We start from the raw sequence: 22,407 nt of genomic DNA, 5'->3' as shown, positions 1-22,407 counted from the left end.
TAGTTCATTCAGGACGCTTGATTCAGGGGGTTCTTGACGTCGACCAGCACGTCGTCGCCATCGACTCGCACCGGATAGACCGGTACCGGGTCGTAGGCCGGCAGGCTGAGCGGTTCGCCGGTGCGCAGATCGAAGCGCGAGCCGTGCAGCCAGCACTCGATCTCGCAGTTGCCGACATCGCCTTCCGACAGCTGGATCTGCGCGTGCGAGCACTCGTCCCGCACCGCGAAGACCTGGCCCTCGCTCTTCACGACGGCGACCTCCACGCCGCCGACCTCGACCGCGACAACACTCTCGTCGGTCAGGTCGGCCAGCGCGCAGGCACGCTCGAAACTGTCGCTCATCAGCGCTGGCCGGCTCCAGCCGAGGCCTCGGCGGACAACGTCGCCGCGCGGGCCAGCTTCTGCTCGATCACCTCGTGCAGGCGCTCGATCACCTCGGGCACGCCGATCCGGCCGATGATGTCGTTGAAGAAGCCGGACACCACCAGGCGGCGGGCCTCGTCCTCGGGAATGCCCCGGGCCTGCAGGTAGAACAGCTGCTCGTCGTCGAACCGGCCGGTCGCCGAGGCGTGACCCGCACCCTCGATCTCACCGGTCTCGATCTCCAGGTTCGGCACCGAGTCGGCGCGCGCGCCGTCGGTGAGCACCAGGTTCCGGTTCAGCTCGAACGTGTCGGTGCCTTCGGCAGCCGCGCGGATCAGCACGTCGCCGATCCATACCGAACGGGCCGACTCACCGGCGAGCGCGCCCTTGTAGAGCACGTTGCTCTTGCAGTTGGTGGCCTCGTGGTCGACGAACAACCGGTGCTCGTGGTGCTGACCGGTCTCGGGGAAGTAGACCCCGAGCAGTTCGGCGTCACCGCCGGGACCGGCGTACATCACGTTGGTCGAGACGCGGACCAGCTTGCCGCCGAGCGTGACCACGACGTGGTTCAGCTTGGCGTCCCGGCCGACCTTGGCGTCGTGCTGGGCCAGGTGGATCGACTCGGAGTCACCGGACTGAATGCTGACCACGCGCAGCTCGGCGCCGTCGCCGACCACGATCTCCACGTTGCCGCCGAACTCACCGGCGCCGCTGTGGTCGATGATCACGGTCGCGCGGCTGTGCCGGCCGGCGTCGACGATGAGGTGGCTGTAGCCGCGACCACCCAGACCGGCGACGTTCACGTGCACCGCCTCGGTCAGCTCGGCGTCGGCCGGAACCCGCACCGCGACGGCCTTCTCCGCGTGGGCCCAGGCCACCACGGCGGCCCGGTCCTGCGGCTTGCCGGCCAGCACCGCGTCGGCCGCGACGGTCTCGACCGTCACGCCCGCGGGCGCCTGCACGTCGACCTTGACGGACTCGGTGCCGGGCTCGTCGGCGAACAGACCCTTGAGGAGCTTCACCGGGGTGAAACGCCACTCTTCCTCGCGCCCGTGCGGCACGGCGAAGTCGGCCACGTCGTACGACGCGACGCGCTCGCTGCGGGTCTGCAGGGGCACCTCGGACCCCGCACCGTGAGAGTGGCCCTTGTTGCCGGTGGCAACCAGGGTTTCGGTGGCTGACATCAGCCGACGGCCCCTTCCATCTGCAGTTCGATCAGGCGGTTCAGTTCCAGCGCGTACTCCATCGGGAGCTCGCGGGCGATCGGCTCGATGAAGCCACGGACGATCATCGCCATCGCCTCGTCCTCGGCCATACCGCGGCTCATCAGGTAGAAGAGCTGGTCGTCGCTGACCTTCGAGACCGTGGCCTCGTGGCCCATCGCGACGTCGTCCTCGCGGACGTCGACGTACGGGTACGTGTCCGAGCGGCTGATCGTGTCGACCAGCAGCGCGTCACAGCGCACCGTGGACTTGCTGTGGTGGCTGCCCGGCGCGACCTCGACCAGACCGCGGTACGACGTCCGGCCACCGCCACGGGCGACGGACTTCGACACGATCGAGCTCGAGGTGTACGGCGCGTTGTGCACCATCTTCGAACCGGCGTCCTGGTGCTGGCCCTCGCCCGCGAACGCGACCGACAGCGTCTCGCCCTTGGCGTGCTCGCCCATCAGGTACACGGCCGGGTACTTCATCGTCACCTTGGAACCGATGTTGCCGTCGATCCACTCCATCGTCGCGCCGGCCTCGCAGGTGGCGCGCTTGGTGACCAGGTTGTAGACGTTGTTCGACCAGTTCTGGATCGTCGTGTAGCGGCAGCGAGCGCCCTTCTTCACGATGATCTCGACCACGGCGGAGTGCAGCGAGTCCGACTTGTAGATCGGCGCGGTGCAGCCCTCGACGTAGTGAACGTAGGCGTCCTCGTCGACGATGATCAGGGTCCGCTCGAACTGGCCCATGTTCTCGGTGTTGATCCGGAAGTAGGCCTGCAGCGGGATGTCCACCTTCACGCCCTTGGGCACGTAGATGAACGAGCCGCCGGACCAGACCGCCGTGTTCAGCGCGGCGAACTTGTTGTCGCCGACCGGGATGACCGAGCCGAAGTACTCCCGGAAGAGGTCCTCGTGCTCGCGCAGACCGGTGTCGGTGTCGACGAAGATGACGCCCTGCTCCTCCAGGTCCTCACGGATCTGGTGGTAGACGACCTCGGACTCGTACTGCGCGGCGACACCGGCGATCAGGCGCTGCTTCTCCGCCTCCGGGATGCCGAGCTTGTCGTAGGTGTTCTTGATGTCGTCGGGCAGCTCGTCCCAGCTCGTCGCCTGCTTCTCGGTGGAGCGGACGAAGTACTTGATGTTGTCGAAGTCGATACCGGACAGGTCGGCACCCCACGACGGCATCGGCTTGCGGTCGAACAGCTTGAGACCCTTGAGGCGCAGGTCGAGCATCCACTCCGGCTCGCTCTTCAGCCCGGAGATACCCCGGACCACGTCGGCACTGATACCGCGCTGGGCGACAGCACCGGCGGCATCGGAGTCGGCCCAGCCGTACTGGTAGTTGCCGAGGCCTTCCAGTTCGGGGTGAGCGGTTTGCGTCATCTTGCAGTCCTCGCAGATTCGCCGTCGGAAACAGGGGCAACCGAAGCCGGGGCTCCGGGGATATGTGTGGTGCAGACGCCGTCACCATGCGCGATGGTGGCCAGGCGCTGAACGTGCTTACCGAGCAACCGGGCGAATACCTCGGTCTCGGCCTCGCACAACTGGGGGAACTGCTCGGCCACGTGGGCGACCGGGCAGTGGTGCTGGCACAGCTGGGCGCCGGTACCGGCGGTCATCGCGGAGGCCGCGAACCCGTCGGCGCTCAGGGCCCTTGCGAGCACCTCGGCCTTCTCCGCCTCCGGAGCGGCCTCGAGCAGCTCACGGTAACGAACCTCGACCTCGGCCACACGGCGGCGCGCGAACGCCGCCACCGCCTCCTCACCACCGGACTCGGCGATGAAGTGCAGCGCGGTCGCGGCCAGGTCGTCGTACGCCTGGTGGAACGCGTGCCGGCCGGTGTCGGTGAGGCAGAACACCTTGGCCGGGCGGCCGCGGCCGCGAGGGCCGTAGACGCGCTCCTCGCGGGCGATCACCAGCCCCTCGTCGAGCAGGTGGTCCAAGTGCCGCCGGACTGCGGCGGGCGTAAGCTCCAGGCGCTCCGCGAGCACCGCGGCGCTGGACGGCCCGTTGGTCAGGATCGACCGGGCAACCCGGTCGCGAGTGGACTCGTCCCGCGCGGCGGAAGCGCCCGCTGGGGCCTTGCCGGTCGTCGCGGAAGTTTTCACAACGCAAGTGTCGCGTAAATCGGGAGGCCCTTCAAATAAGGGCAACCTAACCCCGACGGCCTTTCGTTCCGTACGGTCTCCGGCTGGTCGCTCGCTGCTACCAGGGATGGTTCAGGGTCGGCCAGGGGCGTCCTGAGTGCCGGGACACGGCGGGAGTTTCCTACACTGCTTGCGTGCCAGCAGCGGTGGAGATCCACGACCTCGTCGTCCGGTACGGCGAGAAGACCGCCGTAGACGGCCTGAGTCTTTCCGTTGCGACCGGCTCGGTTACCTCTGTATTAGGGCCGAACGGCGCTGGTAAGACCACCACGGTGGAAAGCTGCGAGGGCTTCCGGCGGCCCACCTCGGGCCAGGTTCGCGTGCTCGGGCTGGACCCGATCGCCGACCATGACGCCCTGATGCCGCGGATCGGCGTGATGCTGCAGGAAGGCGGCGCGTGGTCCGGCGTACGGGCCCTGGAAATGCTCCGCTACGTCGCCGCGCTGCACTCGAACCCGCTGGACGTGAGCATGCTCACAGACCGGTTGGAGCTCGGCAGCTGCGGCCGGACGCCGTACCGCCGGTTGTCCGGTGGCCAGAAGCAGCGCCTCTCGTTCGCCCTGGCCATCGTGGGCCGGCCCGAGATCGCGTTCCTGGACGAACCGACCACCGGTCTCGACCCGCACGGCCGCCGCGAGATCTGGCAACTGATCCGCGAACTCCGCACCGACGGGGTGACCGTGGTGCTGACCACCCACGCGATGGACGAGGCCGAGCAGCTGTCGGACCAGATCCATGTGCTGTCCGCCGGGCAGGTGATCGCCTCGGGAACGCCGGGCGAGCTGACCGACCAGGGCGCCCGGTCCCTCGAGGACGTGTACCTCTCGCTCACCCATCCCCGGAAGTCGGAATGATCACAACCCCCAGCGTGCCGGACGCCCTCTCGGGTTCCTTCGCGCCGATGCCCGGCTCCGCGCCGTGGCGACAGAAGGTGCTCGCCCACGCCGGGATGGAGCTCCGCCTGCTGCTTCGGAACGGCGAACAGCTTCTCCTGGCTCTGGTCATCCCGCTGACCTTGTTGTTCCTCCTGGGCGGTACTGGCCTTGGTGACCGGTTGCCGCTTGGCGAGGGCCGGACGATCGACCTGGTCGTACCGCGAGTTCTAGCGCTTGCTGTGCTCTCGAGCTCCTTCACGTCGCTTGCGATCGCTACGGGCTTCGAACGTCGCTATGGCGTCATTAAGCGACTTGGGGCGTCTCCCCTGTCTCGGACAGGCCTACTCGCTGGGAAGATCGGGGCCGTTCTGGCGGTGCAAGCCGTGCAGATCGCCGTACTGGCCACTGCGGGTTTTGCTCTTGGCTGGAAGCCCTCCGGCGGTTTCGTCGCCTTCCTGGGCGTTGTGGTGATGGTTCTCTGCGGTACGGCGGCCTTCGCGTCGCTGGGCTTGCTGATGGCCGGGCTGTTCCGGGCCGAGGCCACGCTGGCGGCGGCCAACCTGCTCTATCTACTGCTCCTGGTCGGTGGTGCCGTGATGACGCCGGTGACCGAATATCCGTCCGGTCTGCAGACTCTGGTGAAGATGCTGCCGAGCGCCGCGCTGTCGAGCGGGATGTCGGATGCCACCCTCGCGGGCGTGGTTCCGTGGCCCGCCGCGCTGGCCCTGGTGCTGTGGTCGGCGGTGCTCGGTTATGTGGTCTCCCGCACGTTCCGGTGGGACTGACGCGAAGACGGGTGCACGCCTTGCCTAGACTGCGGCCGTGACCACGGAGACCCCGGCTCGTGCGACCGAGCCTGTGACCGGTATTTGGAAGTACGTCCCGGCGCCGAACCTGGACGTGGTCCGCCGGTGGGCCTGGGCCTCGGTCATCGCGAACATCGGCATCGTCATCACCGGCGGCCTGGTCCGCCTGACCGGCTCGGGCCTCGGCTGCCCGACGTGGCCTCGTTGCACCGAAGAGTCGTACGTGCCGCACGGCGAACTCGGCATCCACGGCGCCATCGAGTTCGGCAACCGCCTGCTCGGCTTCGTGGTCGCCGCCATCGCGATCGGTACGTGGATCGCGGTGATGCGCTACCGGCCGCGTCGTACCGATCTGCGCCGCCTCGCCACCGCGGCGGCCCTCGGCGTACCGCTGCAGGCCATCATCGGCGGCATCAGCGTGCGAATGGCCCTCAACCCGTGGGTCGTGTCGGCCCACTTCCTGGTCTCGATGGTGATCATCACCCTGACGGTCGCCATGCTCCGGCGATCGCGGACCAGCCCCTATCCGCACACGCCGCCGGTCGTACGCGCCCTCGCCACGTTCTGCGTCGCGGCGGTCTGGATCACCGTCGTACTCGGCACGGTCGTTACCGGAAGTGGCCCGCATGCGGGTGATCCCGACGTACCGCGGACCGGCTTCGACGAGGTGACGATCAGCCAGTTGCACGCGCATGCGGTCTTCCTGCTGCTGGGCATCTCGGTGGCGCTGGTGATCGCCACGCGCATCACGGCCACCTCGCGCACCCTGCGCAAGATGGCGGCCTGGCTCCTCGCGATGGAGCTGATCCAGGGCGCGGTCGGCTTCATCCAGTACTTCACCGGCCTACCGATCCTCGCCGTAATCCTCCACATGGCCTTCGCCGCCATCCTGATCGCCCTGGTAACCGCCGTCTACGGCGAACGCGGCACCCCCGCCACCTAGCCCCTCGCCAAACCCGCCCCACCGCCCAGCCCAGCCAGCCCGGCCCGGCCCGGCCATCGCGGCCATCGCGGCCGGAAGACCGCCGGGTGGACCGGGCTGACCGTTAGGCGCCGGGGCGGCGAGATTGGCCACCGGGTGGACGGATCGGCCGCCAGGTGGACGGATCGGCCCGGGTCGACAGGCGGACCGGGTGCAGGGCGGTATTAGCCGCCGGGTGAACAGGCTGACCGGGTGCAGGCCAGATTGGCCGCCAGGTGGATGGATTGGCCGCCGGGTGGATGGATTGGCCCGGGTCGACAGGCGGACCGGGTGCAGGGCGGTATTAGCCGCCGGGTGGACAGGCTGGCCGAGTGCGGGCTGGATTGGCCGCCAGACTGGATGGGCCGGCCGGGTGCAGGCCGGATTGGCCGCCTGGTGGACAGGCTGACCAGGTGCGGGCCGGATTGGCCGCCAGACTGGATGGGCCGGCGTTAAGCGCCGGTGGTGGAGCCGGGGCGGACGATCATCAGCACGGTGACGATTACCCAGAGCAGGTTGAAGATGCCCGTGTACATCGCAAGCCGGCCAGGCGTCACCGGCGCGTAGGCCGCCACCTGAGACGCCCCCACCTTGGGATCTGCCGGGTCAGCAGCCGCCTGAGGCGACGCCTCCGTGGCCTGAGGCGACGCGTCCGTCGCGTGAGGCGAAGCAGCGGACGTCTGAGATGTGGCCGGCGTCATCTGAGGCGAGGCAGCCGTCGTCTCGGGTGCGGTAGCCGTTGCTTGGGGCGAGTCGGCCGGGGAGGTGGTGAAGGACGCAAGGATGCTCTGCTGTCCGGGCAGGACCAGTACGACGAGTACGCCGGCGGCGGCAGCGGTCAGCACAATCGACGCCTGCACCCAGATGTCCCCGAAAACGCCCATACTTCCGGCGGTCGCGAACCCGAACACCGGCACGGCGATGCCCAGCCCGGCATAAACCTGGCAGATCCGGTACAACGTCCGCAGACTGGCGACCTCCCCATCCCCCGTCTTCCCCGCGGCCCGCGCGGCAAGAACCTGGCGCGTGGCGGCAGGAAACATGCTGGCCGCCACCGTCACCGGCCCAATCGCCAGAATCGCCACCACCACATGCAAACTCAGCAGAAATTTAGTCACGCGCGCGACGGTAGCGCCCCACCCGCCCCAAGAGAACTGGCTCAATCGCCACACACCGACAGATTCGCGCCATCTCCGGGCAGCAAACGTCAACCGGCTCCCGCGGCGGCGGGCACCACGCCAGGGCTGGCTCTCGCCAGAGCCTTCGCACGGTTGATGCGGGCAACAATCTCCGCCGGGTGGTCGAGATCCCGCCATGCCACCCGAACCACTTGGTATCCCAGTCCTCGCAACCGATCCTCTCGCCACTTCTCGGCCACGACGGCCTCCGCGCCGTCGGTGCCCCGGTATTTTGCTTCGCCATCGAACTCCACCACCACCCGCCAATCCGCGAACAAGAAGTCGACCCGACCCACCAACTGCCCCTCGGAGTCATGGATCTCCGCCTGCGGTACGGGCGGCGGCAAGCCGTGCTCCGCGATGACCACTCGCAATAGTGATTCGCCCACCGATTCCGTGCGGGCCTCTGCGAAATGAACCGCCCGCTCCGCCGTACGGATGCCCGTTCGCGAGGCGAACAGCGTCAGCGCGTCGGCCAGCTCCGCCGACGTCGTACGGCTGGAGTGCAGAGCGGCATCCACGACAGAGACCGCCACCGGATAGCGGGCGAAGCGGATCGCCTCCACCACCGCGCGGGCCATGGGCATCACCTCCGCTCCGCGGATCGTCAGCACCTCTCGCACCGGTGGCACGCCAACGTGCTGGACCACCTCAGGCGTCGTACGCCCATGGCCGGAGAACCTGGTCACGTGGACCCGGCTCAGGTCGAGCAACGAGACCGGCACGCCGAGCACGGCGAGCGCTGATTGGTGGCTCAGCACTGCTCGACCGCCCAGCCGGTGATAGACCGCCTGCGACATTCGGATATAACGCTCGAGCTGCGTCTGCCAGAGGGCCTGGTCCCCGTCTGGCTCGGCGAGCATGAACGCGCCTCGGCACAGCCTTGTCCATGCGCCGGTCCGCACGAAGGTTCGGATGTCGGAATCGGTGTAGCCGCAGCACAACGCGTCGGCGCGGCTGAACCAGCCACCCCGCCAGTCGGCGACCACCTGCAGTTTGTGTCTCATGCAGAGAAGATGCCGGGTTCCGGCAGGCCCCGCACAGCCGACAGTTCGGGTGTGGATAACGCCCGCTGCCGAGTTTTTGCGCCACTACCCGGCTGCAACCGGGTAGCCGTCACAAAAGTCGGTAGCGGCCCGACCAAAAGCCGGTAGCCACGCAAAAAGCCGCTAGCCGAAGCGCCCGGAGCCGCGGACGGTCCGCGCCGGGAAGCCGGAGGCCGGAGGCCGGGACGCCGAGGGCTGGGGGCCGGGGGCCGGGGGCTGGGCGGGGTTTAGCGGAGGAGGGGGTCTACGGCGGCGGCTACGAAGAGGAGGGCCAGGTAGATGTTGCTGTAGTGGAAGAGGCGCATTGGGCGGAGGGCGGCGCCTTCGGCTCCGGTGTGGGCGCGGGACAGGAGGGCCCACGCTTCGCGGAGGAAGACGACGGCCAGCGCGGCGGCGGCCAGGGGGTAGAGCCAGCCGGTGCCGGCGACGGGCCAGAGCGCGAGGGAGGTGATCACCATCACGACGCTGTACGCGAAGATCTGGCGGGCGGTCGCGACCGGGGTGGCGACTACGGGCAACATCGGTACGTCGACCGAGGCGTAGTCCTCGCGGTAGCGCATCGCCAGGGCCCAGGTGTGCGGCGGCGTCCAGAAGAACACCACGCCGAAGAGCACGAACGGCGTCCAGTCGAGCGAGTTGGTGACCGCGGTCCAGCCGATCAGCGTCGGGAAACACCCGGCGATTCCGCCCCAGACGATGTTCTGCACGGTCCGGCGCTTGAGCCAGATCGTGTAGACGAACACGTAGAACAGGTTCGCCACCAGGGCCAGGCCGGACGAGAGCCAGTTGACCAGCAGGCCGAGTTCGAGCGTGGCGAGCACGCCCAGCACGATGCCGAAGGTCATCGCCGAACGAGGTGAGATCGCGTGCCGCGGCAACGGGCGGCGCCGGGTGCGGCGCATCTGCTCGTCGATGTCGCGGTCCAGCACGCAGTTGATCGTGTTGGCGCTGCCGGAGGCCAGCACGCCGCCGAGCAAGGTGGCGGCGACCACGCCGAGCGCGGGCACTCCGTTGGCGGCCAGGAACATCACCGGCACGGTGGTGACCAGGAGCAACTCGATGATGCGCGGCTTGGTCAGGGCAACGTACGCACCGACGATGTCGCGGACCGACGGACGCGGCAGCTCAGCGGTTGCCAGGTCGAAGGAAGGCGGCGTCTCCGGGTACGACGTCGTCGCGGCTTCACGCGGGTCGACGGCCGTCACGAACACCTCGAGCGAATTGAACTGACGCCGGCGATCCGGCGCTGACGATTCGACAGTCTACGACCGCCAGGACAGTGCTCCCGCACCGCCCACCCCCAGCGCCCCGGACTTATGTAGCACAACTCACCCTCGACGTCCCGGGACCGTTGGAGCGACAGGCATTCGATGCATGTCCGGGCGGCTTCGGGGGCACGGGAACAAATGAAGACCTCGTGACGGTTGGCGAGGGGTGGAAGGCACTGTCCTTCCAGGCGAGTAGGCTCGCTTCCGGTGACGCGCGGGGGCGTGGTCAGCGGCACGGAAACGTGCTACGGACGCTCCCGGAATCGCTCGCCGCTACGTGCCGAAGCTTTGTGAGAGGAGCGCCGCCGGCGTGACGGAGAAGACCACCCCCGAGCTTGACTGGACCGACCTCGACCAGCGTGCCGTCGACACCGTGCGGGTGCTCGCCATGGACGCCGTGGAGAAGGTGGGCAACGGCCATCCGGGTACCGCGATGAGCCTCGCCCCGGCGGCGTACCTGCTGTTCCAGAAGGTGATGCGGCACAACCCCGCGGATCCGACCTGGGCCGGGCGCGACCGGTTCGTGCTCTCGTGCGGGCATTCCAGCCTGACGCTCTACATCCAGCTGTACCTGGCCGGCTTCGGCCTGGAGCTGGACGACCTGAAGGCGCTGCGCACCTGGGGCAGCCTGACGCCGGGTCACCCCGAGCACGGGCACACCAAGGGCGTCGAGACCACCACCGGGCCGCTCGGCCAGGGTGTCGGCAACGCGGTCGGGATGGCGATGGCGGCCCGCCGCGAGCGCGGCCTGTTCGATCCGGACACCGCCAAGGGCGAGAGCCTGTTCGACCACCACATCTACGCGATCGCGTCGGACGGTGACTTGGAGGAAGGTGTCGCCAGCGAGGCCTCCTCGCTCGCCGGGCACCAGCAGCTGGGCAACCTGACGCTGATCTGGGACGACAACCGGATCTCGATCGAGGACGACACCGCCATCGCGTTCACCGAGGACGTCGCCGCCCGCTACGCCGCGTACGGCTGGGATGTGCGCGAGGTCGACTGGACCAACGACGGCACGGGCTACGAGGAGAACGTCCAGGCCCTGTACGACGCGATCCAGGCCGGTAACGCGGTCACCGACAAGCCGAGCTTCATCCGGCTGCGCACGATCATCGGCTGGCCCGCCCCGAACAAGCAGAACACCGGCAAGATCCACGGTTCGGCCCTCGGTGCCGACGAGGTCGCCGCCACCAAGAAGGTCCTCGGGTACGACCCAGAGAAGACGTTCGACGTCGCCGCCGACGTGATCGAGCACACCCGCAAGGCTGTCGAGCGCGGTACCGCCCTGCAGACCGAGTGGCAGCAGAAGTACGACGCCTGGGCGAGCGCCTCGGCCGAGCGCGCCGAGTTGTTCCAGCGGCTGGAAAAGCGCGAGCTGCCCGCGGGCTGGGCCGACGCGCTGCCGAGCTGGGAGGCCGACGCGAAGGGTGTCGCCACCCGGTCCGCCTCGGGTGACACGCTCAGCGCGCTGGCGCCGAAGCTGCCCGAGCTGTGGGGCGGTTCGGCCGACCTCGCCGGTTCGAACAACACCACCCCCAAGGGTGAGCCGTCGTTCATTCCGGCCGAGCACGCCACCAAGGAGTACCAGGGCAACGAGTACGGCCGGGTGCTGCACTTCGGTATCCGCGAGCACGGCATGGGCGCCATCCTGAACGGCATCGCGCTGCACGGTGGCACGCGGCCCTACGGCGGCACCTTCCTGGTGTTCAGCGACTACATGCGCCCGTCGGTCCGGCTGGCGGCGCTGATGAAGCTGCCCGTCACCTACGTGTGGACGCACGATTCGATCGGTCTCGGCGAGGACGGTCCGACGCACCAGCCGGTCGAGCACCTCGCCTCGCTGCGCGCGATCCCGGGCCTGGACGTGGTCCGCCCCGGCGACGCCAACGAGACCGCCGCCGCCTGGAAGGCCGTACTGGAGAACACCGACCGCCCGGCCGCGCTGGCGCTGACCCGGCAGAACGTGCCGACGTACCCGCGCGGTACGGAGGGTTTCGCGACCACCGAGGGCGTTGCCAAGGGTGGTTACACCCTGCTCGACACCGAGGGCACGCCCGACGTGGTCCTGATCGCGACCGGTTCGGAGCTGCAGCTGGCCGTCGAGGCCCGCACGAAGCTGGCCGAACAGGGCGTGCAGGCGCGCGTCGTCTCGATGGTGTGCCGCGAGTGGTTCGACGAGCAGGACGCGTCGTACCGCGACGAGGTCATTCCGCCGTCGGTGCGGGCCCGGGTCTCGGTCGAGGCCGGTATCGCGCTGGGCTGGCGCGAGGTGGTCGGTGACGCCGGCCGCAGCGTGAGCCTGGAGCACTTCGGTGCCTCGGCGGACTACAAGGTGCTGTTCAGCGAGTTCGGCATCACCGCCGACGCGGTCGTGCAGGCCGCGCGGGACAGCATCGCCGCGGCCGCCGAGCTGGGTGGCGCGGGCGTTTCCGCGCAGCGCCGGCCCGCCGGTCCCGTGGGCCCCGGCGACGACGCCAGCGTGAGCGCCGACCCGGACGCCGACGCCACCAACGAGCGCAACTGAACCACTCACAACAGAACATCTCGGAGGGCTTCGGACATGAATGACCGATTGAAAGCACTCGCCGACGCCGGCGTTTCCATCTGGCTTGACGACCTGTCCCGCGACCGCATCAGCAGTGGCGGGCTGGCCAAGCTGATCCAGGACCAGCACATCAGCGGTGTGACCACCAACCCGACGATCTTCGCCAAGGCGCTGTCCACCGCCACCAAGGAGGACAGCCCGTACGCCGAGCAGGTGGTCGCGCTGGCCCAGGCCGGTACGTCCACCGAGGACGCCGTGCGGGTCATCACCACCGATGACGTGCGCGCCGGCGCCGACCTGTTCAAGCCGGTGTACGACGACACCGACAGCGTGGACGGCCGGGTCTCGATCGAGGTCGACCCGCGGCTGGCCCGCGAGACCGATAAAACGATCGACGAGGCCAAGACCCTGTGGGGCATCGTCGGCCGGGAGAACGTCTTCATCAAGATCCCGGCCACCAAGGCGGGTCTGCCGGCGATCACCGCGGTGCTTGCCGAAGGCATCAGTGTCAACGTGACGCTGATCTTCTCGCTCGAGCGCTACCGCGCGGTGATGGAGGCCTTCCTGGCCGGTGTCGAGAAGGCGATCGACAACGGCCACGACGTGACGAAGCTCGCCAGCGTGGCGTCGTTCTTCGTCAGCCGGGTCGACACCGAGATCGACAAGCGCCTGGACGCGATCGGTTCGGACGAGGCCAAGGCGCTCAAGGGCAAGGCCGCGATCGCGAACGCCCGCCTGGCCTTCGAGGCGTACGAGGAGGTCTTCGCCTCGGACCGCTGGCGCGAGCTCGAGACCGCCGGGGCCAAGCCGCAGCGCCCGCTGTGGGCGTCCACCGGCGTCAAGGACCCGGCGTACCCGGACACCCTGTACGTCGACCAGCTGGTCACCCGCGGTGTGGTCAACACGATGCCGCAGGCAACGATCGACGCGTTCGCGGATCACGGCGAGGTCAGCGGTGACACCGTGCGCGGCACGTACGACGAGGCCCGCAAGGTGATCGCGGACCTCGAGGCCCTCGGCGTTTCGTACGACGAGGTCGTGCAGCAGCTCGAGGACGAAGGCCTGAGCAAGTTCGAGGCCTCCTGGACCGAGCTGCTCGACACGGTCACCGGCGCCCTCAAGGACGCCAAGTGGTGACGGTCGTTCCGTCCGGCGGCGACTGGTCGGCAACCGTCGACAAGCTCGTCGCGGACAAGATCGCCTCCCGGATCGCCGCCAAGGACGCCACCATCTGGGGTCCCGAGGCGGAGTCCGAGTCGTCCATCCGGCTCAACTGGGTCGACCTGCACGAGACGAGCCGGCCGTTGCTGGCCGAGATCGAGGCGCTGCAGGCCGATCTGCGGGCCGAGGGCCTGGACCGGATCGTGCTCTGCGGTATGGGCGGTTCGTCCCTGGCGCCGGAGGTCATCACCCGGACCGCCGGCGTTGAGCTCGTCGTACTGGACTCCACCAATCCGAGCGTGATCGCCCGGGCCCTGGCCGGAGATCTGCAGCGCACGGTGATCGTCGTGTCCAGCAAGTCCGGCGGCACGGTCGAGACCGACAGCCAGCGGCGCGCGTTCATCCAGGCTTTCACCGAGGCCGGGATCGACGCTGCCAGCCGGGTGGTCGTGGTCACCGACCCGGGTTCGCCGTTCGAGCAGCTGTCGGCCGACGAGGGCTATCGCAAGACGTTCCTGGCCGACCCGAACGTGGGCGGGCGCTACAGCGCGCTCACCGCGTTCGGCCTGGTCCCGTCGGCACTGGCCGGCGCGGACGTGGCCGAGCTGCTGGACCAGGCCGCTGAGGCGGCTCCGGCCCTGCAGGCGGACAGCCCGGACAACCCGGCCCTCGTGCTCGGTGCTGTCCTGGCCGCGAGCCAGGGGCGCGACAAGGTGATCATCGCGACGGACGACTCCCCCATCGCCGGGTTCCCCGACTGGGCCGAGCAGCTCATCGCGGAGAGCACCGGCAAGAACGGCACCGGCGTACTGCCGGTCGCGGTGAAGGGCTTGCACGCGCCCGAGCTGCACAGCTCGGCCGCGGATCTCACCCGAGCCGTGCTCGTCGCCGACGCGCAGAAGACCGATGCGGCGAGCTACATCCCGTCCCTGGTCACGTCGGGTTCGCTCGGTGGGCAGCTGCTGTTGTGGGAGACCGCCACGGCCGTTGCGGGTTACCTGCTCGGGATCAACCCGTTCGACCAGCCGGACGTGGAGGCCGCCAAGAACGCCGCACGCGCTCTGCTGGACGCACAGCCCGAGCCAGAGGCCGCCGCGTTCAGCGACGGCGTGGTCGAGGTTCGTGGTTCGGAGGGCCTGCTCGACTCGGTGGACACCCTCGAAGCCGCGCTCGACACGCTGCTCGGCAAGCTGCCGGACGACGGATATCTCGCCGTCATGGCTTACCTGGATTCCGAGCGCGACGAGAACCTGCTGGCGATTCGTCCGGCCCTCGCGGCGAAGACCGGGCGACCGGTCACCTTCGGCTGGGGTCCGCGGTTCCTGCACTCCACCGGGCAGTACCACAAGGGCGGACATCCGCAGGGCGTCTTCCTGCAGATCACCGGTCAGGAGTCGGCCGACGTCGACATCCCGGACCGGCCGTTCAGCTTCGGCACGCTCATCTCGGCCCAGGCCGCGGGTGACGCGAAGGTGCTGGCCGAGCGTGGCCGTCCGGTGCTCCGCCTGCATCTGACCGACCCGCAGGCCGGCGTACAGCAGTTGATCTCGCTTCTCAACGCACACGACAAGAGGGACGGCGGGGAATGACCGTAGAGCTCGACGAGGATGGTTTGCCGCTGCCCCCGGTGAACCCCCTCCGGGACCCGCAGGACCGGCGACTCCCCCGGATCGCCGGGCCCTGCAGCCTGGTGATCTTCGGCGTCACCGGCGACCTGGCCCGCAAGAAGCTGATGCCCGCGGTGTACGACCTGGCCAACCGTGGCCTGCTGCCGCCGGGCTTCGCGCTGGTCGGGTTCGCCCGGCGCGACTACTCCAACCAGGACTTCGCGCAGATCGTGCACGACTCCGTCAAGGAGCACGCGCGGACGCCGTTCCGCGAGGAGGTCTGGCAGCAGCTCGCGGAGGGCTTCCGGTTCGTTCCCGGCGAGCTCGACGACGACGAGGCCTTCAAGCGGCTGCGGGAGACCGTCGACGAACTCGACGTCAACCGCGGCACCGGTGGTAACCACGCGTTCTACCTGTCGATCCCGCCGGGCCTGTTCCCGACGGTGGTGGAGCAGCTGTCCGAGCACGGTCTCGCCGACGACGTACCGGGCTCGTGGCGCCGGGTCGTCATCGAGAAGCCGTTCGGGCACGACCTGCAGAGCGCGCGCGAGCTGAACAAGGTGGTCGAGAGCGTGTTCCCGCCGCAGGCGGTGTTCCGCATCGATCACTACCTGGGCAAGGAAACCGTTCAGAACATGCTGGCGCTGCGGTTCGCCAACTCGATGTTCGAGCCGGTCTGGAACAGCCACTACGTCGATCATGTGCAGATCACGATGGCCGAGGACATCGGTATCGGCGGCCGCGCCGGCTACTACGACGGCATCGGCGCCGCGCGCGACGTGATCCAGAACCACCTGCTGCAGCTGCTCGCGCTCACCGCGATGGAGGAGCCGGTCAGCTTCGACGCGTGGTCGCTGCGCCAGGAGAAGAAGAAGGTGCTCGCGGCGGTCAAACTGCCCGATCGCCTCGACCTGCATACGGCCCGCGGGCAGTACGCCGCCGGCTGGGCGGGTGGCTCGAAGGTCAAGGGTTATCTGCAGGAGGACGGCATTCCGGCCGAGTCCGCGACCGAGACCTTCGCCGCGATCCGCGTGGACGTCGACACCCGCCGCTGGGCCGGTGTGCCGTTCTACCTGCGTACCGGTAAGCGCCTCGGCCGCCGGGTGACGGAGGTGGCCGTGATGTTCAAGCGCGCGCCGCACCTGCCGTTCACCGCGACGGAGACCGAGGAACTCGGCCAGAACGCCCTGGTGATGCGGATCCAGCCCGACGAGGGCATCACCATGCGGTTCGGGGCGAAGGTGCCCGGAACCGCCATGGAGATCCGCGACGTGAACATGGACTTCGCGTACGGCGGCTCGTTCACCGAGTCGTCTCCGGAGGCCTACGAGCGGTTGATCCTGGACGTACTGCTCGGCGATCCGCCGTTGTTCCCGCAGCACACCGAGGTCGAACTCGGCTGGAAGATCCTCGACCCGGTGATCAACTACTGGGCCGATAACGGCAAGCCCGAGCAGTACGAGTCCGGCGACTGGGGTCCGGACTCGGCGCACGCGATGCTCGCTCGTGACGGACGCGCCTGGAGGCGGCCATGATCATCGATCTGACCGATACGACGTCCAGCCAGATCGCCTCGGCCCTGCTGAAGGCCCGGCGCAACGCGGGCAGCCCGGCGATGGGCATGATCGGCACCATCGTGGTCGTGGTCGACGAGGCCTCGCATCACGACGCGCTCAAGGCGGCGAACGAGGCCGGCCGTGAGCACCCGTCCCGCGTCCTGGTCGCGATCCTGCGGCCCGGCCGGGGCCCGAGCGGTCTCGACGCGGAGGTTCGCGTCGGCGAGGGCGTGCCGGGTGAGGCCGTACTGCTGCGGCTGCACGGTGAGCTCGCGAAGGAGCCACAGTCGGTGGTCACGCCACTGCTGCTGCCCGACTCCCCCGTCATCGTCTGGTGGCCGGGCGGCGGGCCCAAGGTGCCGCACGAGGACCCGCTGGGCGCGCTGGCGCGTCGCCGGGTCACCGACGCGGCGGCAACTCGCCGGGGCTCTGTCGACTTCACCGCCCGCGCCGAGGGATACGCCCCGGGCGACACCGACTTCGCCTGGTCGCGGCTGACGCCGTGGCGGGCGTTGATGGCCGCCGCGCTGGACCAGTTCCCGACCGAGGTCACCGGCGCCGAGGTCGTCTCGGCCAAGGGCAACGCCAGCGCTGACCTGATGGCCGCCTGGCTGCAGAGCCGCTTGCAGATTCCAGTCGAGCAGAAGGCGTCGCGCGGTCCCGGTCTGACCGCCGTGCGGCTCTTCACGCCTGCCGGACCGATCGCGTTGACCCGGCCGGACGGCGCTGTCGCGACGTTCAGCATCCCGGGTCAGCCGGACCGGCCGGTCGCGCTGAAGCGGCGGAGTACGGCGGAGTTGCTGAGCGAGGAACTGCGGCGGCTCGACCCGGACGACGTCTACGCGCGCACGCTGAGCTACCTGGTCGAGCGGGAAAAGCTGCCCGCCGACGCCAAGAAGGTGGCGCCGGAACAGCGCCGTTCGACGCACGCCACGGCGAAGAAGGCCGCGGCCAAGACGGCGAACGCACCGGTCAAGACCACGACCAGCAAGCCGGCTCCGGGCAAGAAGACCACCACTTCTGCCGCCAAACCCTCCGCGGCGAAGGCGACCGGCGGTAAGGCTGCGGCCAAGAAGACGCCGGTGAAGAAGGCTGCTGGGCAGAAGAAGGCGGCCAAGTAGGTATGGGTTCACCCTCGATCCTGGTGCACGCCGACGCGGAGGCCCTGACCCACGCGGCGGCGGCACGGTTCATCACCCGCCTGGTGGATGTCCAGGCGAGCAGCCGAATCGCGCACGTCGTACTGACCGGTGGCCGGATCGCCGCCGCCATCTACCAGGTGGTGGCGGCATCTCCGGCCCGGAGCGCGGTCGACTGGAAGCGGGTCGACTTCTGGTGGGGCGACGAGCGGTTCCTGCCCGACGGTGACGCCGAGCGCAACGAGACCCAGGCCTGGGACGCGTTCCTGTCCACGGTTGGCGTCGACCCGGCGCGGGTGCACCCGATGCCGGCCGACTCGGGCCAGGGCCCGGAGAAGGCGGCGGCCGACTACGCCGAAACCCTCGCGGCCGCGGCGGGCCCGGGCGATCGGTTCGGCGTACCGACGTTCGACATCTTGATGCTCGGGGTCGGTCCGGACGGGCACGTCGCGTCGCTCTTTCCCGAGCAGCCCGCACTGCATGAGCAGGAGCGGTCGGTCGTGGCCGTGCACGGTGCTCCGAAGCCGCCGCCCACGCGGGTCTCGCTGACCCAGCCGGCGTTGGCCCGGGCGCGGGAGGTCTGGTTCGTGGTCTCCGGCGAGGACAAGGCGCAGGCCGCTCGGCTGGCGCTTTCGGGCGCCGGGGAGTTGCAGATTCCAGCTGCCGCTCCGAAGGGCCTGAATCGTACGCTCTGGCTCCTCGACGAGGCAGCCGCCAGCCAGATCCCCAAGCAGATCAGGGCTCCGCGCACATGACCTCGTTCCGCGACCTCCACACCGGTGGTCTGCTGATGCCGAACGCGTGGGACGCGGGCAGCGCGCTCGTGCTCGCCGAGGCGGGATTCGCCGCGCTGGCCACCACCAGCGCGGGAATCGCGTTCTCGCTCGGCAAGGGCGATCACGCCAAACCCGATGGCGCTCCGTCGGTCTCGCGCGACGAGATGTTCGAGCGCATCCGGCAGATCACGTCCGCCGTCGACGTACCGGTGAACGGCGACCTCGAAGACGGGTACGGCGCCGCGCCTTCCGTGGTCGCGGAAACGATCAGCCTGTCGATCGAGGCCGGTCTGTCCGGCGGCAACATCGAGGACTTCGACGGCCAGGGGCTGTACGACGAAGGGCTGGCCGTCGAGCGGATCGCGGCGGCCCGGGAGGCGGGTGGTTCCAGTTTCGTGCTGACCGCCCGGACCGACGGGCAGTTGCTCGCTTCACCAACTGGCCTGGACGAATCGATCCGCCGGGCCAACCGGTATCGCGCCGCCGGTGCCGACTGCCTGTACGTTCCCGGCGTCAACGACCTCAGCGCCATCACCACCTTGGTGCGCGAGATCGACGGCCCGCTGAACGTCGTACTCGGCCTCGGCAGCACCGCGCTCACGGTCTCCTCGTTGACGGACGCGGGCGTGGCCCGGATCAGCCTGGGTGGCAGCATCGCGCGTGCCGCCCTCGGCTTCATCCGGGAGAGCGCCCGCGAGTTACTGGACCAGGGCACGCTCGGCTTCGCGGCCCGGCAGATCCCGCACGCTGAGCTCAACGCGCTCTTCGCCGGACGCGCTCAGGTGCTCGATGGCGGCCAGGATGGCGGCAACTCCCATCAGGGCGCCGAAGACCGTGGCGGCCAAGGCCGTCAGCCGTAGTACGTCGCCCTCAGGGTCTACTAGCAGTTCGAATAGGCCCGACGCGAAGATGAAGCCGGTGCCGACCCAGGCGCCACTTAGCGTCAGCCAGCTCGAACGGCCCTGCACGAACGTCAAGAGGCCTACCACGCCAGCGAGAGCTATCAGGCCGCGCACTAGGTAGAACGTCTTCTGGGCGGCGGTTTCCACTGCTGTCGGGTTACCCCCGAACTCGCCACCAGTGGCCGCCCAAGCGAACTGGATCGCCGCGTAGCCGGTAGCAACAATGGCGGCCGTCTTGGCGATCAGTACCTGCAGGTCGTGCGTGGCTCCCCTGCGGAGCTCCCGGACCTCGAACAAGGCGGCCCAGCGTGTCCGTGCGTACAGGGCGAAGGCGATGGTCAGGCCGATTGCCTGCAGGGTGAACCCGCCATACACAACGGCGAACACCCAGTTGTCCAGGGTCGCTCCACTCGATGCGGGCGTACCGCCGACGATCAACTGGACCAGTACGCCGAGCGGCAGCCCTAGTGCGATCGGCGCGAGCAATCCGGTGCCAACCCACATCGGCACGAGCACCAGCCAGGCCGGGAGCCGTTTGCCCCAGGAGTAGGTGAACGCGAGCACGATGACGATCGCAATCAGGTCCATGCCCATGGTGATCACGTTCGCGGCGACCACCGAGGAGCGAGTCATCTGGTCGTCGGCACCACCGATGCCGCTGCCGAAGATCCACGCCAGCTTCAACCCGACGTACGGCAGGCAGGCCGCGATGGTCAGGTAACACGTCAACATCCGCGCTCTCGTCATAACCCCAGCCTGTCCCGTCAGCCCCTCCCCCGGCTCCCGCCCAAGCGGGATCTGCCTCCCCTACGCGAGGGAACTCGCCTTTCCAACAGGCCTTTCCTCATCACGCCGCCAACGTCCCTCCACGGCGAACCACCCACCTGCCGCCACTCCGTCTGACCGGTGACGAGCCGACCAGCGGCTGTGCGGCAACGGCCGCAGAGGTCGGTCCGGCTGAGATGGCGCCGTTCTGGTGACACTTCGGTGGGTGCTTCGAAGGGCGCTTCGGTGGTGCGCTTCGGTGGGGTGCTTCGGTGGTGCGCTTCGGTGGGGTGCTTCGGAGGGCCGCTTCGGTGGCGGCGCGCAGGCGGGTGGCTGGAAGTGGCCGAGATGCCTGTGCTGGCGTGATTGGTTCAGGCGGTCGGGTTCGGGATGTAGCCGGCTTGGCGGATTGCTTGGTGTAAGTCTTCGATGTCGAGGGCGGCATCGGCGGAGACCTCGACGGCGCCGGTATCAAGGTTGACCGAGATGGCGGAAACGGTGGGAAGCGTCATGAGTTCGTCGCTGATGAGGGCAACGCAGTTGCGGCAGGTCATGCCCTCTACCGCGATCATGTGAGTCGCCATTCAGATCGTCTGGGCTGGTTCGAGGGAGCGCGTGAGCTGGTGGGAACGCGCATCCCGCCGTCGGGCGCGAACTCCGCCATCCTCAGCGCGGCGATCCAGGTCCTCGACCGGGACGGCGAGGCCGGACTGGAGGCGATCGCGGCGGCGGGGGTGTCCCGGCAAACGGTCTACGCGCACTTTCCCAACCGAGCCGCCCTGCTGGACGCCGTACTCGCGGAACTGACAGCCGAACTACTCACCGAGCTGGACGAGCCTGGTCTCGAACTGCGTCCGGCGGCTGAGGGTCTGCGACGGGTATTGGCCGCGAGCTGGCTATCGTTCCAGCGTCATCCCCTGCTGTTGAGTCCGGGAGCGATCAGCGCCGGTTCCGCCGAGCTACATGAGCCCGTACTCGATCGAATACGCGCCATTCTCGAGCGAGGCAAAGTGGATGGCTCCTTCGATCCCGACACCAATTCGGACTGGCTGTTGATGGCGTTGATGACCCTGGGGCACGCCGCCGGTGAAGCGGTCGCGAGCGGCGCAATGACCCGGACCGAGGCGTGGGACTCGTACAAGTGGAGTATCGACCGGCTGACTGTTCGAGCCTGATCGAAAGGCTGGGCTGTGGCCGGGCGGGCACGGCTACCGTCGGAATCTCCGGTTGGTTCTGCGAAAGGTCCGGTCTTGCTGACACGACGTCGCGCCCTGGAAGTACTCGCGCTGAGTGCGACTTTGTTGCTCGGGGCAACCGTTCCGCTGACCGTGGACCGGCTCGGCGATGAGGTCGAGGCCGCGCCGGCCGCACAGTCCGACGCCGGTGGTTTCGACGGCACGGGCAAGGTGCTGATCCGCAAGGCCTCGATGGTGCTGACGATGGACCCGAAGCTCGGTCAGGGCCGGCTCGGCCAGCTCGAGAAACCCGACGTACTGATGACGGGTGACACCGTCACCGCGGTCGGCCCGAACCTGTCCAGCACGGGCGCGCGCGTGATCGACGGGCGCGGCAAGATCGTCTCACCAGCCCCGACGTCGACCGCGTCCTCACCGACGCCCAGACCGCCAGCGACCACGTAATGACCCTACTGAGTCGCTGACGCCGCTGCCCGGGGCTCTTTGCGGGAGCCCCGGGCAGCAACCATTCGAGCGATACCTCCCACCGACTCACCAGATAACACTCAGAAGGCCGGGCGGTGCATGCGCGTCGCCGTGTTTGCGCCCCGAGGCCGGGATCGGGGTCCTGGCAGGACAACGGGGCCTAGCACGGGAAAGCCGGGGCCTGGCAGGGGTAATCAGTTCCTGGCAGGGGTAATCGCTTCCTGGCCGGGGTTATAACCCGTGCTCGGACGCCGTTTGGGGTGCTCGGCTCCCGCAACGTGTCCCCCGTGCGTCGTCGCGATGAATCTGCGGGAAGTCATGCGCCCCTCCGCGCGAGTGGACGCGTACGAACCACCCCGACGGAAGACTTGCACGCCAGGAGTTTGGTCGCGGCCGAGCGACCTGATGCGGCTACCCGGTTTCAGCCCGGCTACCG

The 22,407-nt window shown here is 68.8% G+C and carries 20 protein-coding genes; 12 read left to right on the top strand and 8 right to left on the bottom strand.

The window, feature by feature from the left end; translation table 11 throughout:
- Positions 1-8: 8 nt before the first annotated feature.
- Genes ACFFGN_RS14605 through ACFFGN_RS14590 form a run of 4 tightly spaced genes read right to left on the bottom strand, consistent with a single transcriptional unit; the run spans position 9 to position 3,686 of the window.
- Entirely contained in the window at positions 9-344 is a 336-nt protein-coding gene (locus tag ACFFGN_RS14605) for a non-heme iron oxygenase ferredoxin subunit (protein WP_380047585.1), read from the bottom strand.
- Positions 344-1,549: a Fe-S cluster assembly protein SufD gene (sufD, locus tag ACFFGN_RS14600; RefSeq protein WP_380047583.1), complete on the bottom strand. Its 1,206-nt coding sequence runs from the start codon at positions 1,547-1,549 to the stop codon at positions 344-346. The genes ACFFGN_RS14605 and sufD overlap by 1 nt, the downstream gene beginning before the upstream one ends.
- A complete protein-coding gene (gene sufB / locus ACFFGN_RS14595; protein WP_380047581.1) occupies positions 1,549-2,961 on the bottom strand; it encodes a Fe-S cluster assembly protein SufB in 1,413 nt (470 codons plus the stop codon). The genes sufD and sufB overlap by 1 nt, the downstream gene beginning before the upstream one ends.
- Complete coding sequence (locus tag ACFFGN_RS14590; RefSeq protein WP_380047578.1) at positions 2,958-3,686, bottom strand: helix-turn-helix transcriptional regulator; 729 nt, start codon at positions 3,684-3,686, stop codon at positions 2,958-2,960. The genes sufB and ACFFGN_RS14590 overlap by 4 nt, the downstream gene beginning before the upstream one ends.
- 173 nt (positions 3,687-3,859) lie before the next feature.
- On the opposite strand from ACFFGN_RS14590, the gene ACFFGN_RS14585 reads away from it, so the two are divergent.
- Genes ACFFGN_RS14585 through ACFFGN_RS14575 form a run of 3 tightly spaced genes read left to right on the top strand, consistent with a single transcriptional unit; the run spans position 3,860 to position 6,349 of the window.
- Positions 3,860-4,579, top strand: a complete 720-nt coding sequence (locus tag ACFFGN_RS14585) for an ABC transporter ATP-binding protein (RefSeq protein ID WP_380047575.1) — start codon at positions 3,860-3,862, stop codon at positions 4,577-4,579.
- Positions 4,576-5,385 carry an ABC transporter permease gene (locus ACFFGN_RS14580; RefSeq protein WP_380047573.1) on the top strand — a complete coding sequence of 270 codons (810 nt, stop codon included), beginning with the start codon at positions 4,576-4,578 and terminating at the stop codon, positions 5,383-5,385. The genes ACFFGN_RS14585 and ACFFGN_RS14580 overlap by 4 nt, the downstream gene beginning before the upstream one ends.
- A 37-nt stretch (positions 5,386-5,422) precedes the next feature.
- On the top strand, positions 5,423-6,349 hold the full coding sequence (locus tag ACFFGN_RS14575) for a COX15/CtaA family protein (RefSeq protein ID WP_380047571.1): 927 nt from the start codon (positions 5,423-5,425) through the stop codon (positions 6,347-6,349).
- 470 nt (positions 6,350-6,819) lie between these two features.
- On the opposite strand, the gene ACFFGN_RS14570 is transcribed toward ACFFGN_RS14575, so the two are convergent.
- From ACFFGN_RS14570 to ACFFGN_RS14560, 3 genes are all read right to left on the bottom strand, one after another.
- On the bottom strand, positions 6,820-7,485 hold the full coding sequence (locus tag ACFFGN_RS14570; RefSeq protein ID WP_380047569.1) for a hypothetical protein: 666 nt from the start codon (positions 7,483-7,485) through the stop codon (positions 6,820-6,822).
- A gap of 89 nt (positions 7,486-7,574) precedes the next feature.
- Entirely contained in the window at positions 7,575-8,552 is a 978-nt protein-coding gene (locus ACFFGN_RS14565; RefSeq protein WP_380047567.1) for a type IV toxin-antitoxin system AbiEi family antitoxin domain-containing protein, read from the bottom strand.
- Between the two features lie 266 nt (positions 8,553-8,818).
- Positions 8,819-9,730: a heme o synthase gene (locus ACFFGN_RS14560; RefSeq protein ID WP_380048738.1), complete on the bottom strand. Its 912-nt coding sequence runs from the start codon at positions 9,728-9,730 to the stop codon at positions 8,819-8,821.
- Positions 9,731-10,169: 439 nt separating this feature from the next.
- On the opposite strand from ACFFGN_RS14560, the gene tkt reads away from it, so the two are divergent.
- From tkt to ACFFGN_RS14525, 7 genes are read left to right on the top strand one after another with little or no spacing between them, the layout of a single operon-like run.
- Complete coding sequence (gene tkt / locus ACFFGN_RS14555; RefSeq protein WP_446685193.1) at positions 10,170-12,383, top strand: transketolase; 2,214 nt, start codon at positions 10,170-10,172, stop codon at positions 12,381-12,383.
- 36 nt (positions 12,384-12,419) lie between these two features.
- On the top strand, positions 12,420-13,541 hold the full coding sequence (gene tal, locus ACFFGN_RS14550) for a transaldolase (RefSeq protein WP_380047565.1): 1,122 nt from the start codon (positions 12,420-12,422) through the stop codon (positions 13,539-13,541).
- Entirely contained in the window at positions 13,535-15,154 is a 1,620-nt protein-coding gene (locus tag ACFFGN_RS14545) for a phosphoglucose isomerase-related protein (RefSeq protein WP_380047563.1), read from the top strand. Before tal ends, ACFFGN_RS14545 begins: the two co-directional genes overlap by 7 nt.
- Positions 15,151-16,707 (top strand): glucose-6-phosphate dehydrogenase, encoded by a 1,557-nt coding sequence (gene zwf / locus ACFFGN_RS14540; protein ID WP_380047561.1) that lies wholly within the window; start codon positions 15,151-15,153, stop codon positions 16,705-16,707. The genes ACFFGN_RS14545 and zwf overlap by 4 nt, the downstream gene beginning before the upstream one ends.
- Positions 16,704-17,849 (top strand): glucose-6-phosphate dehydrogenase assembly protein OpcA, encoded by a 1,146-nt coding sequence (locus tag ACFFGN_RS14535; RefSeq protein WP_380047559.1) that lies wholly within the window; start codon positions 16,704-16,706, stop codon positions 17,847-17,849. Before zwf ends, ACFFGN_RS14535 begins: the two co-directional genes overlap by 4 nt.
- 2 nt (positions 17,850-17,851) lie before the next feature.
- On the top strand, positions 17,852-18,622 hold the full coding sequence (gene pgl / locus ACFFGN_RS14530) for a 6-phosphogluconolactonase (protein WP_380047556.1): 771 nt from the start codon (positions 17,852-17,854) through the stop codon (positions 18,620-18,622).
- The gene (locus ACFFGN_RS14525) at positions 18,619-19,503 is read left to right on the top strand and encodes an isocitrate lyase/PEP mutase family protein (protein ID WP_380047554.1); all 885 of its coding nucleotides are present in this window, start codon (positions 18,619-18,621) and stop codon (positions 19,501-19,503) included. Before pgl ends, ACFFGN_RS14525 begins: the two co-directional genes overlap by 4 nt.
- Positions 19,504-20,681: 1,178 nt before the next feature.
- Here the strand turns inward: ACFFGN_RS14525 and ACFFGN_RS14520 are convergent.
- Positions 20,682-20,882, bottom strand: coding sequence for a heavy-metal-associated domain-containing protein (locus tag ACFFGN_RS14520; RefSeq protein WP_380047552.1), 201 nt, complete (start codon positions 20,880-20,882; stop codon positions 20,682-20,684).
- A gap of 51 nt (positions 20,883-20,933) precedes the next feature.
- On the opposite strand from ACFFGN_RS14520, the gene ACFFGN_RS14515 reads away from it, so the two are divergent.
- A complete protein-coding gene (locus ACFFGN_RS14515; RefSeq protein ID WP_380047549.1) occupies positions 20,934-21,485 on the top strand; it encodes a TetR/AcrR family transcriptional regulator in 552 nt (183 codons plus the stop codon).
- Positions 21,486-21,560: 75 nt separating this feature from the next.
- On the top strand, positions 21,561-21,950 hold the full coding sequence (locus tag ACFFGN_RS14510; RefSeq protein ID WP_380047547.1) for a hypothetical protein: 390 nt from the start codon (positions 21,561-21,563) through the stop codon (positions 21,948-21,950).
- Positions 21,951-22,407 lie beyond the last annotated feature (457 nt).

Origin of the sequence: Kribbella deserti (assembly GCF_042434725.1) — a bacterium.
Lineage (GTDB): Bacteria > Actinomycetota > Actinomycetes > Propionibacteriales > Kribbellaceae > Kribbella > Kribbella deserti.
This window is presented reverse-complemented; position numbering and strand designations above follow the sequence as displayed.

Excerpts from the sequence above, each read along its gene's own strand:
- sufB (WP_380047581.1), bottom strand. The coding sequence starts at position 2,961 with ATGACGCAAACCGCTCACCCCGAACTGGAAGGCCTCGGCAACTACCAG.
- ACFFGN_RS14535 (WP_380047559.1), top strand. The coding sequence starts at position 16,704 with ATGATCATCGATCTGACCGATACGACGTCCAGCCAGATCGCCTCGGCC.
- pgl (WP_380047556.1), top strand. The coding sequence starts at position 17,852 with ATGGGTTCACCCTCGATCCTGGTGCACGCCGACGCGGAGGCCCTGACC.
- ACFFGN_RS14525 (WP_380047554.1), top strand. The coding sequence starts at position 18,619 with ATGACCTCGTTCCGCGACCTCCACACCGGTGGTCTGCTGATGCCGAAC.
- ACFFGN_RS14565 (WP_380047567.1), bottom strand. The coding sequence starts at position 8,552 with ATGAGACACAAACTGCAGGTGGTCGCCGACTGGCGGGGTGGCTGGTTC.
- tal (WP_380047565.1), top strand. The coding sequence starts at position 12,420 with ATGAATGACCGATTGAAAGCACTCGCCGACGCCGGCGTTTCCATCTGG.
- sufD (WP_380047583.1), bottom strand. The coding sequence starts at position 1,549 with ATGTCAGCCACCGAAACCCTGGTTGCCACCGGCAACAAGGGCCACTCT.
- ACFFGN_RS14520 (WP_380047552.1), bottom strand. The coding sequence starts at position 20,882 with ATGATCGCGGTAGAGGGCATGACCTGCCGCAACTGCGTTGCCCTCATC.
- zwf (WP_380047561.1), top strand. The coding sequence starts at position 15,151 with ATGACCGTAGAGCTCGACGAGGATGGTTTGCCGCTGCCCCCGGTGAAC.
- ACFFGN_RS14605 (WP_380047585.1), bottom strand. The coding sequence starts at position 344 with ATGAGCGACAGTTTCGAGCGTGCCTGCGCGCTGGCCGACCTGACCGAC.
- ACFFGN_RS14580 (WP_380047573.1), top strand. The coding sequence starts at position 4,576 with ATGATCACAACCCCCAGCGTGCCGGACGCCCTCTCGGGTTCCTTCGCG.